We start from the raw sequence: 13,298 nt of genomic DNA, 5'->3' as shown, positions 1-13,298 counted from the left end.
TGAGTTTTCAGCTCAGACTCTTGTGCCACCCGCTCAGCGCTCTTAGCGTGTCCGGCCATGGAGAACGAACACGCCACGGACCGGGCCGCGGGATCCGGCGACGAGTCCGTGGGCGACCGGCTGCGTGCGCTGCGCAAGGCGCGCCGGCTGACCCTGCGGACCGTCGCCGAGTCCGCCGGGATCAGTGAGGGCTATCTCAGCCAGATAGAGCGCGGGCAGGCCAATCCCAGCATCGCCACCCTCCAGCAGGTCGCCGCCGCGCTCGGCCTGAAGGTGGCCGATCTGTTCGGCGACGACTTCACCAGCGGCCCGAGCGTGCTGCGCGCCGAGGAGGCGCCCCGGCTCGCCCTCGGGGTGCTCGGCGGGCGCAAGTTCCGGCTGACCCCGGGGCCGCAGCACCATCTCGAAGTGTTCCTGGGGGAGTTCGACGCCCATGGCTCCACGGGCGAGACCCTCTACAGTCACGGTGACTCGGAGGAGTTCCTGTACGTCCTCGAGGGCACGGTCGGACTCCAGCTCGGCGACCGCTCCTTCACCCTCGGCGCCGGTGACAGCATCCGCTACTCCTCCGCCGTACCCCACCGGCTCAGCGAGACGGCCGGGGCGGCCGCCCGGGTGCTGTGGGTGATCAGCCCCCCCAGCTACTGATCCACCCCTCCGCTGCTGATCCACCCCACCTCACACCACTCGCCTCCCCGAGCCACTCCGATCCGCGACGAAACCGGGGCCATCCCAGGCCGCCCGACCAGCGGCCGTTCGACCACGATTGGCTGAGTGCCGCAGTGCTGAACGGAAATGTGTCCTTCTGGTACCGCCAGACCGGCTTCCCCGAACGGCGTCCGCCACTCGACGGCGACCTCGCCACCGATGTGTGCGTCGTGGGCGGGGGCTTCACCGGGCTGTGGACCGCGTACTACCTCAAACAGGCCGCCCCCGATCTCGACATCACCGTCGTGGAGCGGGAGTTCGCCGGATTCGGCGCCTCGGGGCGGAACGCCGGCTGGCTCAGCTGCAAGATCGCCGGATCGGCCGGGACCTATGCGAGGAAGCGCGGGCGCGAGGCCGCGATCGCCCTCCAGCGGGAGATGATCCACACCGTGGACGAGGTGATCTCGGTGGCCCGTGCCGAGGGCATCGAGGCCGACATCGTCAAGAGCGGCTATCTCACCGTCGCCCATGGCGCCGCCCAACTGCCCCGGCTGCGCGCCGCGTACGACCAGCTGCGCCACTGGGGCGGGCAGGACCTGGAGTGGCTGAGCGCACCCCGGCTCGCCGAGCGGCTGCGCCTGGACGGGGCGCTGGCCGGCTACCACAATCCGCACTGCGCCCGGGTCCACCCGGCCAAGCTGGTGCGCGGCCTGGCCGCCGCGGTGGAGGCGCTGGGCGTGCGGATCCTGGAGTCCACCCCGGTCACCGCCATCGCCCCCGGCCGGGTCAGCACCCCGTTCGGCAGCATCCGCGCGGGCCGGATCGTCCGCGCCACCGAGGGCTTCACCAGCGGTATCGAGGGCGAGCGGCGCACCTGGCTGCCGATGAACTCCTCGATGATCGTCACCGAGCCGCTCCCCGACGAGCTGTGGAAGCGGCTCGGCTGGGCGGGGCAGGAACTCCTCAGCGACGCCACCCACGCGTACACCTACGGACAGCGCACCGCGGACGGCCGCATCGCCATCGGCGGCCGCGGCGTGCCCTACAAGTTCGGCTCCCGCACCGACCGGGCGGGGCAGACCAGCGCGGACACCGTGCGCGCCCTGCGGCGGATCCTCACCGGCCTCTTCCCGGACACCGCCGAGGCCGCCATCGACCACGCCTGGTCGGGGGTGCTGGCCGTGCCCCGCGACTGGTGCGCCTCGATCGGCTACGACTCCGCCACCGGCGTCGGCTTCGCCGGTGGATACGTCGGCCATGGCGTGGCCGCCACCAACCTCGCCGGGCGCACCCTGCGCGATCTGCTGCTCGGCCACTCCACCGAGCTGACCGCGCTGCCCTGGGTCGGCCACCGCACCCGGCGCTGGGAGCCCGAACCCTTCCGGTGGATCGGGGTGCACGGCATGTACGCCGCGTACCGCGCCGCCGACCGCTCGGAGTCCTCCGGCCGCACCACCACGTCCCCCATCGCCCGCCTCGCCGACCGCATATCTGGACGCTGACCATGAGCAAGTCCACCGCCACCGCCGTGGCCACCGACCGCACTCCGGACACCGACCGCGAGCGGACCGCCCGCAAGGCCGGTCTCGCCTCGTTCATCGGCACCACCGTCGAGTGGTACGACTTCTACATCTACTCCACCGCCTCCGCGCTCGTCCTCGGCAAGATCTTCTTCGGCGGCGGCGGTGACACCACCGGCGCGCTGCAGGCGTTCGGCAGCCTGTGGCTCGGCTTCCTCGCCCGGCCGATCGGCGGCATCGTCTTCGGCCACCTCGGCGACCGGATCGGCCGGAAGAAGACCCTGGTCACCACGTTGCTGATGATGGGGATCGCCACCACCCTGATCGGGCTGCTCCCCGGCTACGACGAGGTCGGCGTCGCCGCGCCCATCGCGCTGGTGCTGCTGCGCATGGTGCAGGGCATCGCGGTCGGCGGCGAATGGGGCGGCGCCGTCCTCATCGCCAGCGAACACGCGCCCAAGGGGAAGGCGCTGTCCTTCGGCGCCTTCGCCCAGCAGGGGTCCCCGGCCGGATCGATCCTGGCCACCGGGATGTTCGCGCTGCTCACCCAACTGCCGGACGACGACTTCGACGCCTGGGGCTGGCGCGTGCCGTTCCTCTTCTCCGCCGTGATGGTGGTCATCGGCCTGGTGGTGCGCCTCAAGGTCGAGGAGTCCCCGGAGTTCGCCCGGCTGCGCGACGAGAAGCGGGTCGCGAAGGTGCCCCTGCGGGAGCTGATCACCGGCCACCGCGGATCCCTCGCACTCGGCGTGCTCGCCAGCTCCATCGGCATCGCCGCCACCTACTTCATCACCACCTTCGTCCTGTCCTGGTCCACCGACAGCCTCGGCATGGAGCGCTCCACCATGCTGAATGTGCTGCTCGTCTACAGCGTCCTGCAGTTCGTCACCCAGCCCTTCGGGGTGGTGCTGGCCGGCCGCTTCGGCCCGCGCCGCACCGTGGCGGCCCTGCTGGGCCTCAACTTCCTGCTGGTGCCGGTGATGTACGCCTGTGTCTCGACGACCCAGCCGGTCGTCGTGGGGCTCGGCATCTCCCTGCTGGGCATCACCGGCGCGATGAACTACGCGATCCTGGCCGGACTGCTCGCGGCCGCCTTCCCGATCTCCGTGCGCTACACCGGTATCTCCCTCTCCTACCAGCTGTGCTCGGCGCTCATCGGCGGTACGGCACCCCTGGTCGGTGAGTGGCTGCTGCACTCGACCGGCGGATCGATCGTGCCGGTCGTGATCTACCAGATGGTGCTGGTGGCCGTGTCCCTGGTCTGCTCCCTGGCGCTGCTCAACCGCTCGCGGACGGCGTAGCCGCGGCCCGGCCTTGGCCGAACGGTCAAAGCCACGGACGGGTCTTTGGCCGATGCGTGCACCTCCCCGCCCGCTCCCTTCCGCATCATCAGGGGCCGTACAGCGCGGCGGCGCGGACAAGGGAGGCAATGTGAACGGTGTGCGAACACAACCGCACGGCCGGCGGACCCCGGGGCAGGCCACCGGCCCGGTCGGCAGGCTGACCCGCCGCCGGGAAGTGGCGGAGCTGGTCGCCGAGGCAGGTGGCGGTCCGCTCCGCCGCACCCTGGGGCTGACCCAGCTCACCCTGCTCAGCGTCGGCGCCACGCTCGGCACCGGGATCTTCGTGGTGCTCGGCGAGGCGGTGCCCCAGGCGGGCCCGGCGGTCGTGCTCTCCTTCGTCCTCGCCGGGGTCACCGCGCTGTTCTCCGCCCTGTCCTACGCCGAGCTCGCGGGCATGATCCCGGGCGCCGGGTCCTCGTACAGCTACACCTACGCCACCTTGGGCGAGCTGGTGGCCTGGGTGTGCGGCTGGTGTCTGATCCTCGAGTACGGCGTCTCCGTGGCCGCGGTCGCGGTCGGCTGGGGTCAGTACGTCAACGAACTGCTCCAGCTGACCGTCGGCCGGACCCTGCCCGACGCGCTCGCCGCCCCGCCCGGCGACGGCGGGGTGCTGAACGTCCCCGCCGCCGCCATCGTCGTCCTCGCCATGGTGGTGCTGCTGCGCGGCGCCCGGGAGAGCGCCGTGGTCAACACCGTGATGGTGGCGGTGAAACTGGCCGCGCTCGTCATCTTCTGCGCGGTGGCCTTCACCGCCTTCCACGCCGGGAACTTCCGGCCGCTCTTCCCCCTCGGCACGGCCGGGATGACCGCGGGCGCCTCCTCGCTCTTCTTCTCCTACATCGGCTTCGACGCCGCCTCCACGGCGGGAGAGGAGGCCAAGCACCCGCAGCGCGATCTGCCGCGCGCCATCGTCCTCTCGCTCGGCCTGGTCACCGCCCTGTACTGCGCGGTGGCGCTGGCGGCGGTCGGCGCGATGCCCTGGCAGCGGTTCGAGGGCACCGAGGCCACGCTCAGCCAGGTCCTCGTCCGCTCCGTCGGCGGTGGCGAGCTGTGGCCGATCCTGCTGTCCATCGGCGCGGTCGTCGCCACCACCAGCGTGGTCCTCACCGTGCAGTACGGGCAGATCCGCATCCTGTTCTCGATGTCCCGCGACGGGCTGGTCCCGGGGTTGTTCTCCAGGGTCCACCGGCGCACCGGGGTGCCGCGCGCGGGCACCGTCATCGTCTCCGCCTTCGTGGCCGCCCTCGCCGCGCTCATCCCGCTCGGCGACCTCGCCGACGCCACCAGCATCGGCACCCTCTTCGCCTTCGCCCTGGTCAACCTGGCCGTGCTGATCCTGCGCCGGCGCAAGCCGGACGCGCCACGCAGCTTCCGGGTGCCGCTCGCGCCCGTGACCCCCCTGCTCGGAGTGGCCTGCTGCGGGTATGTGATGTACGGGCTGGGGACCGACACCTGGATCGCCTTCGGCGCCTGGATGGCGGTCGGACTCGTGGTCTACGGGCTCTACGGCATCTGGCACTCCACCCTCAACCGCCCCGCCCCCGAACCGGAGACCACGGAAACCACGGAGACCACCCCATGACCCCGCTCGATCCCACCGCCGATGTGCTCACGCTCACCCGCGCCCTGGTCGACATCCCCTCGGAAAGCGGCCATGAGGCCCCGCTCGCCGACGCCGTCGAGAGCGCGCTGCGCGCCCTGCCGTGGCTGACCGTCGAGCGGCTCGGCCACTCCGTCGTGGCCCGCACCCACCTGGGCCGCGACCGGAGGGCGGTCATCGCCGGGCACCTGGACACCGTCCCGGCCGCGGACAACCTCCCCTCCCGGTTGGACGGGGGGCTGCTGTACGGCCTCGGGGCCTGCGACATGAAGGGCGGTGTCGCGGTCGCCCTCCGGCTCGCGGCGGCACTTCCCGCGCCCGCGCACGACATCACCTATGTGTTCTACGAATGCGAGGAAGTGGCCGGCGACCGCAATGGCCTGGCCAGGATCGCCGCGGAACGCCCCGACCTGGTCCAGGCCGATCTGGCGATCCTCATGGAACCCTCGGACGCCGGTGTCGAGGCGGGCTGCCAGGGCGTGCTGATGGCGGACATCGCCGTACGCGGCGAGCGGGCGCACACCGCCCGCGCCTGGAAGGGTGTCAACGCCGCCCACCGCGCCGCCGCCGTCCTGCGGCGCCTGGACGACCACACCGCCGGGCGGATCACCATCGACGGGCTGGAGTACCGCGAGGGGCTGAGCGCCGTGGCCGTGCGCGCGGGCGTGGCCGGGAACGTGGTGCCCGACCTGTGCGTGATCACGGTCAACCTGCGTTTCGCGCCCAGCCGTTCACCGCGGGAGGCCGAGGCGTACGTACGCGACCTCTTCCCCGAGTACGAGGTCGAGATCACCGAGAACACCCCGGGCGCCCTGCCCGGTCTGGACCAGGAAGCGGCCGCCTCGCTCGTGGCGTACCTGGGCGTGGCGCCCCGCCCCAAACTGGGCTGGACCGATGTCGCCCGCTTCGCCGCGCTCGGCACACCGGCGCTCAACTACGGCCCCGGCGACCCGTCCCTGGCCCACACCGCGGGCGAGTACGTGCCGGTGGAGCAGTTGTGGGAGTGTGAGACGCGGCTCATGGGCTGGCTCGGGTGAGCCGTCCCGGTGCACAGGCCGTCCGTTATACGCCCGTGCCTCATACGCCCGTGCCCCGCAGCCCGGCGAGCGTGCGCAGCTGGAGCCACAGCACCAGCCGCTCGTCCGGGTCGTCCAGGTCGATGCCCAGCTGCGTCCGCGCCTGCCGCAGCCGGTAGCGGCAGGTGTTGGGGTGGACGGCCAGCAGCCGGGCCGCCCGCGCCATATCGCATCCGGCGTCCAGCCAGCACACCAGCGTCCGGGCGTAGTCCGTGCCGTGCCCGGCGTCGTACGCCACGATGTCCCGCCATGCTCCGGCTGCCAACTCCCGCCGTTCGCCGAGGAGTTCGGTGAGCCGGAGCAGTACGGCCCGGGCCCGGACCTCGTCCATGGCGGCCACCGTCTCCTCCGGGCCGAGCACCCGCAGCACCAGATCGGCGTCCTCCCGCGAGCCGCGGACCTCCGCCACCTCCGGCACCACATCGCCAAGACCGGCCCGCACCGGCACCCTCAGGGCCTGCTCCGCGCGGCGCACGATGTCCTCGGCCAGCCGCCGCTGCCGCTCCCCGGCCCGACCGTCGGCCACCGGCAGCAACGCGTACACCACCCCGTCGACCAGCACACAGGCATGCCGCCCGTACCGGGCCTCGCACTGCAGCCGTACGAGATCCAGCAGCCGCAGCGCGGCCTGCTCCCCGTCCGGCGCGCCCGCCGCGCCCTCCAGCGCGAAGGCGGCCACCCGCACCGGGGTGCCGGGGGCCAGCCCCAGGCGCTCGGCGGCGGTGGCGGGCTCGGCGGTGCCGTCCAGGAGACGGCGCAGCAGATCGCCGGTCATATGGCGGGACAGCTCCTGTGCCGCCCGCGCCCGCAGCAGGAGCAGGGCGGCCGTGGAGGCGCCCTGGGCCAGTGCCTCCTCGGCGTCCGGTGCGAGGGTTCCGTCGTCGACGACCCACAGCGAGCCGAGGGTCTCACCACCCGCCCGTACGGCGACGGCCAGCCGCGGCAGTTCCTCGGCGCTGAGGGCGGGCAGGCGCACCGGCCCGTGGGAGGCGAACAGCACCCGGTACTGCTCGGTGTTCTCGGGGCTGCCCGGCACCTGACGGCCCAGGATGCCCTGGCGTCGGGGCTCGTCCACGGGCTGGCCGGGGATGGTGGAGTGGGCGAGGATGCGCTGGCGCGGATCCTCGATCACGGTGGCGCCGCCCACGGCCGTGGCCACGGCGCCCGCGAGCGAGAACAGATCGCCGAGCGCGGCGCCGCCCGCGGGGGAGGGCCGGGCCCCGACCGCCCCGGCCAGCAGCAGATGGACATGGTGCCAGGCGGCGTCCTCGTCCACGGTGAGCAGGGCCAGCCCCCGCTCCCGCGCCCGGGCGACGGCGTCCGCGAGCCCCTGCCCGGGCTCGGACGAGGGTCCCTGTCCGGACGCGGGCCCCTGCCCGGACTGGGGTCCCTGCTCGGACAAGGGCCCGTTCGCACCGCGTACGACGAGACCCGCCATCCGTGCGGCCGCCGCCTCGTCGACCAGCGCCCCGGCCGCGTCCGCCCGCACCCCGACCGCCAGCAGCAGGGCGCCGGGCGCCCGGTCCGGGAACGGGGCGTGGGCGTCGTACAGCAGCACCTCGGTGACGGGTGTGGTGAGCCCGGACGGGGCGGTGAGCAGCCGCGGCGCGGGCTCGCCCAGGGTGTCCAGCAGCTCCCCGAGGGTGTGGGTGTCCATGGGCGTACCGGGCTTTCCAGGGGGCTGACGTGCGAGGCGATTGGCTGATCGCAACAGGACCCTAGGCCGCGCTTGTGCGTCCGGACAAGCCGAGCGCGGGCCCGGCCCGGGAGACTCGGGCCCATGACATCAGTGACGATGGACGCCGAGGCGCTGGCCACCGCCGCCGCCCGCGCCGCCGGGGTCGCCGTCCGCACCGTCCACGACGTGGCCGGTGTCCAGGCGGTGGCCGACTTCTTCGCCGAGGTGTGGCGGCTGCCGCGCAGCAACCCGCCCTATCCGGCCGAGGTGCTGCACAGCATCGTCCACGCGGGCGGCGCGGTGCACGCCGCGTACATGACCGGGCCCGACGGGCGGGAGGGCGAGCGGCTGTCCGGTGCCGCGGTCGCGGTCTTCGGCCCGCCGGCCGACCTGGAGGTGTACTCGCTCGTGGCCGCCGCCACCGCCTCCGACCGGGGCGTCGGCCACGCCGTCAAACAGGCCCAGCGCGGCTGGGCCCTGGAGCACGGGGCCCACACCATGCGCTGGACCTTCGACCCGCTGGTCGCCCGTAACGCCCGCTTCAACCTGGTCAAACTGGGTGCCATCGGGGCCGAGTACCTGGTCGACCTCTACGGGCCCATGAACGACGGGGTGAACGACGGCGACGAGAGCGACCGGCTCACCGCCCGCTGGGACCTCCGCGCGCGACCCGCACCCGCACCCGCCTCCACCCCCGCCGATGACACCGACGACCGGGCGGCCGCCCCGGTCCTCCGCCACGCCCCCGACGGCGGCCCGCTCGCCGCCCGCCACGGGGACCGGCTGTGGTGCAGGGTGCCCGGGGACATCGTCGCGCTGCGCACCGCCGACCCGGCCCTGGCGCTGCGCTGGCGGTACGCCGTGCGCGAGGTGTTCACCGAGGCGTACGCCGAGGGCTTCCGGGCCACCGCGATGTCCCGCGACGGCTGGTACCGGCTCACCCGGAACCCCGCCCCGGCCACCCCCGGAGAGGACCCGCGGCCATGAGGCTCGAACGCGCCGAACTGCTCCATGTCGCCCTTCCGCTGATCACCCCCTTCCGCACCTCCTTCGGGACGATGACCAGCAAGGACACCTTTCTGCTGCATATCGTCACCGACCGGGCCGAGGGCTGGTCGGAGTTCGCCGCCGATCCGGAGCCGCTGTACTGCGCGGAGTTCATCGCCGGCGCCGAGATCGTGATCCGCGACTTCCTGCTGCCCCGGGTGGCGGCCCTCCCCACGCCCACGACCGCGGCCCTCGCCCCCGCCATGGCCGCCGTCAAGGGCCATGAGCTGGCCAAGGCGGCCCTGGAGACCGCGCTGCTCGACGCCGAACTCCGCGCTCACGGCATGCCGCTGGCCACCTTCCTCGGCTCGGTCCACGAGCGGGTGCCCGCCGGGGTGTCCGTGGGCATCAAGGACTCCCTCCCGGAGCTGATCGACGACGTCGAGCGGTATCTCGCCGAGGGCTATGTGCGCATCAAGCTGAAGATCGAGCCGGGCTGGGACGTGGCGCCGGTGCGCGCGGTACGGGAACGGTTCGGCGAGGCGCTGCCGCTTCAGGTCGACGCCAACACCGCGTATACCCTCGCCGACGCCGAACACCTCAGGAAACTCGACGAGTTCGGGCTGCTGCTCATCGAGGAGCCGCTGGAGGAGAACAACCTCCACGCCCACGCCCGGCTCCAGCGGCGGCTGACCACCCCGGTCTGCCTGGACGAGTCCATCCACAGCGCGCGCGACGCCGCGTCCGCGATCGCGATGGACGCCTGCCGGGTCATCAACATCAAACCGGCCCGGGTCGGCGGCTATCCGGAGGCCCGCCGCATCCACGACCTCGCCGCCGCCCACGGCGTCCCGGTGTGGTGCGGGGGCATGCTGGAGACCGGTATCGGCCGCGCCCCCAACCTGGCCCTCGCCGCCCTGCCCGGCTGCACCCTGCCCGGTGACACCTCGGCCTCCGGCCGGTACTTCGCCGAGGACATCACCGAGCCGTTCGTCCTCCAGGACGGCCACCTCCCGGTGCCCACCGCGCCCGGCATCGGCATCGACCCGCTCCCGGACGCCCTCGCCCGCTTCACCACCGCACGGCGGCAGCTGTACCCGCGCTGACCCGCGCCCGCCACCGGCCGGTGAGGTCCGGCCGGTCAGCTCCGGCCGGTCAGCTCCGGCCGTCTCATTGTCCGTCCGGTCAGCACGACCGTGCAGCCGCGCAGTTCATAGCTGTCGATCCCGCCCTTGAAGCCGACCCTGGGCGGGGCGGCCATACGGATGCCGGGAAGGGCGAACAGCCGGCTGAGGAAGACATCCGTCTCCAGGAGCGCGATGGTGGCCCCGGGGCATTTGTGCGCACCGTCCCCGAACGACAGCCCCGGCGCCGCCGCGCCCGCGGCCATCGGGCGGCCCGGACACACCCGCTCCGGCCGCTCACCCACCGTACGGGCGTCGAGATTGGCTCGGTGCAGCAGAACATCGATCAACTCCCCGGCCGGGACCGTCACTTCCGCGTCCGGGTCCCGGCCGTCGCCTGGCAGCCGGAGCGGTGCGGTGGTACGGCGGCGGAGCCGGCCGATGACCGGTTCGAGCCGGAGGATCTCCTGGAGGACCGCGATCCGGCCGGGCTCATCGGCGGCCCGGTAGCGCGCCAGCAGGGCGGCGTCGCCGAACAGATGCCACGCGGCCATATTGACGAACTCCCGGGTGGTGACCATGCCCGCGGCCGCGAACGTGAGGCATTCCCCCAGGATCTCGCCGGACGAACACCCCTCGTCCAGCAGATGGGAGATCAGGTCGTCGCGCCGTCGCCGCCGGGCCCGTACGGCCGGGCGGACATCGCCCCAGTAGACCCGCAGCCAGTTGGCGTTCTGCCGCACCAGCCAGCGGATCCCGTGGAGGCTGGTCAGCCCGGGCGTGCCGAACTTCTCGGGGAAGAAGCGCTCCAGCCGCGTCCGGATCCCGGGCCGGCTCTCCGTCAGGCCGATCACGGCACTGGCCACATCGATGGCCAGCTGGAAACTCAGTTCGGCGAGGTGGCCCCGGCCGGTCTCCCTGACCGTGCCGAGCTGTGCCTCCGCCACCCTGACCATGACCTCGCGGTAGTGCTCGTCGACCCGGCGCGGGGTGAAGAACCGGGCGGTCTGCCGCCGGTCCTCGCGGTGTTCCGGACCGTCCCGGTAGAGCACCGGGCGCCGGAACCGGGACGGCAGCTTCTCCACCGTCTCGATGCCGAGCCCGGCCTGCACGGTGGCGGTGGCGCGCAGTACGGCGCGGGCCTCCTCGTAGCCGGACACCTGCCAGATCCCGTCGGGCCCCCGCCGCACCGGGCAGCCGTCTCCGTCCGGCCCCCGGCCGGCCCTGCGCTCCCCGTAGTGGTCCATGGGCGGCACCCCCGGCCCAGACTAGGAGTAGCACGGCCACCTTACGAGGCCCTGACCGTGCTTTCCCCGATCTACGCTCGCTTTCATGGACAGCGAGAACCCTCTGGGGCGCTTTCTGCGCGCCCGCCGTGAACGGGTGCGGCCCGAGGACGTGGACATCCTGCACGCAGGCCGGCGCCGGGTGGCGGGGCTGCGCCGGGAGGAGGTCGCCCTGCTGGCCGGGGTCAGCACCGACTACTACGTACGGCTGGAGCAAGGCCGGGAGCGGCATCCCTCGGCGCAGGTGGTCGAGGCGCTGGCGCGAGCGCTGGTGCTGGAGGAGGACGCGGTCGCCCATCTGCACCGGCTGGCCCGCCCGGCCCCCGGCCGGCGCCGCCCGGCCGCGCGGCGGGAGCGGGTGAGCCCGACCCTGCTGCGGATGATGGAGGGCTGGCCGCGGACCCCGGCCGTGGTCCTGGGCCGCTGTCTGACCGTACTGGCCCACAACACCCTGGGCAGGGCCCTCTTCGACGGGCACACCCACAGCCGGGATCTGATGCGGCTGGTCTTCCTCGACCCGGACGCGCGGGAGTTCTACCCCGACTGGGAGCGGGTGGCGGTCAACACCGTCGCCGGGCTCCGCGCGGCGGCCGGAATCGACGCCGAGGACCCGGAACTGATCGCCGTCGTCGGCGAGCTGTCGCTGAAGAGCGAGTCGTTCCGGCGGCTGTGGGCCCGCCATGACATCCGCCAGAAGACCCATGAGACCAAGCGCTTCCGGCACCGCCTGGTCGGTGAGCTGACACTGGAGTACGAGGCACTGACCGTGAACAGCGCCCCCGGCCAGCAGCTCATCGTCTACCAGGCCGAGCCGGGCAGCCCGTCCGAGCAGGCGCTGGCCCTGCTGGGCAGCCTCACCGCCGACATGGTGGAGGCGCCTCACGACGCCATGAGCACCACGACGAAGGACACATCCGCATGACCGTCAACGACTCGCCCGTCTGGTTCATCACCGGCTGTTCCACCGGTCTGGGCCGGGCCCTGGCCACCGCCGTCCTCGGCCACGGCCACCGCGCGGTGGTCACCGCCCGCGACCCCCGGCAGGTGGCCGACATCGTCGCCGGGCACGGGGCCCGCGCGCTGGCCCTGGCGCTCGACGTCACCGACAAGGCCCGGGTGGCGGAGGCGGTGAAGGAGGCGGAAACCGCCTTCGGCCGCATCGACGTACTCGTCAACAACGCGGGCTACGGCTACCTCGCCGCGCTCGAGGAGGGCGAGGACGAGGAGGTCCGGGCCCTGTTCGACACCAATGTCTTCGGCCTGGTGGACGTCACCCGCGCGGTGCTGCCGGGCATGCGCGCCCGCCGCGCCGGCCACATCGTGAACATCTCCTCCCTCGGCGGCCTGGCCGCCTTCGGCGCCACCGGCTACTACCACGCCACCAAGTTCGCCGTGGAGGGCCTGTCCGAATCGCTCGCCGCCGAGGTGGCCCCGCTGGGCATCAAGGTGACGATCGTCGAGCCCGCCGCCTTCCGCACCAACTGGTCCGGCCCCTCCATGCGCCAGTCCGCCACCACCATCGACGACTACGCCGGGACCGCGGGCACACGGCGCACCGGCACCCTCGCCACCTACGGCCACCAGCCCGGCGACCCGGTCCGCGCGAGCGAGGCCATCATCGGCGCGGTGGAGGCGGCGGAACCCCCGCTGCGGCTGCTGCTGGGCAAGGCCGCCTACGACATCGCCCAGGCCCGGCTGGACTCCCTCAGGACCACGTTCGACACCTGGCGCGAGGTCACGCTCGGAGCCGACTACCCCGTGGCTGCGGCGCCGTAGGGGCGTCCGGCGGCTGGCGCTGCCTGCGGCGGCCTGTTCCCCTCCCCGCCCCTTCCCACAACCGGGGCTCCGTCCCGCACCACGGGCCGGGGCTCCGTCCCGCACCCCGGGCCGGGGCTCCGCCTCACACCCCGGACCGAGGCTGTGCCCCAGACCCCGGCCGGGGCTCCGCCCCGCACCCCGGCTGGGGCTCCGTCCCGCACCCCGGGCTGGGGCTCCGTCCCGCACCCCGGGCAGGGGCTCCGCCCCGCACCCCGGAC

The 13,298-nt window shown here is 73.3% G+C and carries 11 protein-coding genes; 9 read left to right on the top strand and 2 right to left on the bottom strand.

Annotation, left to right across the window (positions count from 1 at the left end; translation table 11 throughout):
* Positions 1-57 precede the first annotated feature (57 nt).
* The 5 genes from ACFXB5_RS04890 to dapE all read left to right on the top strand — a co-directional run bounded on the left by ACFXB5_RS04890 (position 58) and on the right by dapE (position 6,148).
* Positions 58-648, top strand: coding sequence for a helix-turn-helix domain-containing protein (locus ACFXB5_RS04890; protein ID WP_201851972.1), 591 nt, complete (start codon positions 58-60; stop codon positions 646-648).
* Positions 649-782: 134 nt separating this feature from the next.
* A complete protein-coding gene (locus tag ACFXB5_RS04885; protein ID WP_385202421.1) occupies positions 783-2,150 on the top strand; it encodes an NAD(P)/FAD-dependent oxidoreductase in 1,368 nt (455 codons plus the stop codon).
* 2 nt (positions 2,151-2,152) lie between these two features.
* The gene (locus ACFXB5_RS04880) at positions 2,153-3,469 is read left to right on the top strand and encodes an MFS transporter (RefSeq protein ID WP_385202419.1); all 1,317 of its coding nucleotides are present in this window, start codon (positions 2,153-2,155) and stop codon (positions 3,467-3,469) included.
* A 139-nt stretch (positions 3,470-3,608) separates the two neighbouring features.
* The gene (locus ACFXB5_RS04875) at positions 3,609-5,093 is read left to right on the top strand and encodes an amino acid permease (RefSeq protein WP_385202417.1); all 1,485 of its coding nucleotides are present in this window, start codon (positions 3,609-3,611) and stop codon (positions 5,091-5,093) included.
* Positions 5,090-6,148: a succinyl-diaminopimelate desuccinylase gene (gene dapE / locus ACFXB5_RS04870; RefSeq protein ID WP_385202415.1), complete on the top strand. Its 1,059-nt coding sequence runs from the start codon at positions 5,090-5,092 to the stop codon at positions 6,146-6,148. The genes ACFXB5_RS04875 and dapE overlap by 4 nt, the downstream gene beginning before the upstream one ends.
* Before the next feature lie 40 nt (positions 6,149-6,188).
* Here the strand turns inward: dapE and ACFXB5_RS04865 are convergent, their stop codons facing one another.
* On the bottom strand, positions 6,189-7,844 hold the full coding sequence (locus tag ACFXB5_RS04865; protein WP_385202413.1) for a PucR family transcriptional regulator: 1,656 nt from the start codon (positions 7,842-7,844) through the stop codon (positions 6,189-6,191).
* Between the two features lie 123 nt (positions 7,845-7,967).
* Here ACFXB5_RS04865 and ACFXB5_RS04860 point away from each other — a divergent pair, with 123 nt between their 5' ends.
* Together ACFXB5_RS04860 and menC are read left to right on the top strand one after the other, a co-directional pair.
* A complete protein-coding gene (locus ACFXB5_RS04860; protein ID WP_385202411.1) occupies positions 7,968-8,852 on the top strand; it encodes a chorismate synthase in 885 nt (294 codons plus the stop codon).
* Positions 8,849-9,958, top strand: coding sequence for an o-succinylbenzoate synthase (gene menC, locus ACFXB5_RS04855; protein ID WP_385202409.1), 1,110 nt, complete (start codon positions 8,849-8,851; stop codon positions 9,956-9,958). The genes ACFXB5_RS04860 and menC overlap by 4 nt, the downstream gene beginning before the upstream one ends.
* 35 nt (positions 9,959-9,993) lie before the next feature.
* Here menC and ACFXB5_RS04850 read toward each other — a convergent pair whose 3' ends face one another.
* A complete protein-coding gene (locus ACFXB5_RS04850) occupies positions 9,994-11,223 on the bottom strand; it encodes a cytochrome P450 (RefSeq protein ID WP_385202407.1) in 1,230 nt (409 codons plus the stop codon).
* A gap of 85 nt (positions 11,224-11,308) precedes the next feature.
* Between ACFXB5_RS04850 and ACFXB5_RS04845 the strand changes: the two genes are divergently transcribed.
* Entirely contained in the window at positions 11,309-12,184 is an 876-nt protein-coding gene (locus ACFXB5_RS04845) for a helix-turn-helix transcriptional regulator (protein WP_385202405.1), read from the top strand.
* Positions 12,181-13,038 (top strand): oxidoreductase, encoded by an 858-nt coding sequence (locus ACFXB5_RS04840; protein ID WP_385202403.1) that lies wholly within the window; start codon positions 12,181-12,183, stop codon positions 13,036-13,038. The genes ACFXB5_RS04845 and ACFXB5_RS04840 overlap by 4 nt, the downstream gene beginning before the upstream one ends.
* Positions 13,039-13,298: the final 260 nt, after the last annotated feature.

It is taken from the genome of Streptomyces sp. NPDC059455 (genome assembly GCF_042750115.1).
Taxonomy (GTDB): Bacteria; Actinomycetota; Actinomycetes; order Streptomycetales; family Streptomycetaceae; genus Streptomyces; species Streptomyces endocoffeicus.
Note: the sequence above shows the minus strand (reverse complement) of the source record. Positions and strands in the feature narration are given on the sequence as shown.

Excerpts from the sequence above, each read along its gene's own strand:
- ACFXB5_RS04890 (WP_201851972.1), top strand. The coding sequence starts at position 58 with ATGGAGAACGAACACGCCACGGACCGGGCCGCGGGATCCGGCGACGAG.
- ACFXB5_RS04880 (WP_385202419.1), top strand. The coding sequence starts at position 2,153 with ATGAGCAAGTCCACCGCCACCGCCGTGGCCACCGACCGCACTCCGGAC.
- dapE (WP_385202415.1), top strand. The coding sequence starts at position 5,090 with ATGACCCCGCTCGATCCCACCGCCGATGTGCTCACGCTCACCCGCGCC.
- ACFXB5_RS04865 (WP_385202413.1), bottom strand. The coding sequence starts at position 7,844 with ATGGACACCCACACCCTCGGGGAGCTGCTGGACACCCTGGGCGAGCCC.
- ACFXB5_RS04860 (WP_385202411.1), top strand. The coding sequence starts at position 7,968 with ATGACATCAGTGACGATGGACGCCGAGGCGCTGGCCACCGCCGCCGCC.
- menC (WP_385202409.1), top strand. The coding sequence starts at position 8,849 with ATGAGGCTCGAACGCGCCGAACTGCTCCATGTCGCCCTTCCGCTGATC.
- ACFXB5_RS04850 (WP_385202407.1), bottom strand. The coding sequence starts at position 11,223 with ATGGACCACTACGGGGAGCGCAGGGCCGGCCGGGGGCCGGACGGAGAC.
- ACFXB5_RS04845 (WP_385202405.1), top strand. The coding sequence starts at position 11,309 with ATGGACAGCGAGAACCCTCTGGGGCGCTTTCTGCGCGCCCGCCGTGAA.
- ACFXB5_RS04840 (WP_385202403.1), top strand. The coding sequence starts at position 12,181 with ATGACCGTCAACGACTCGCCCGTCTGGTTCATCACCGGCTGTTCCACC.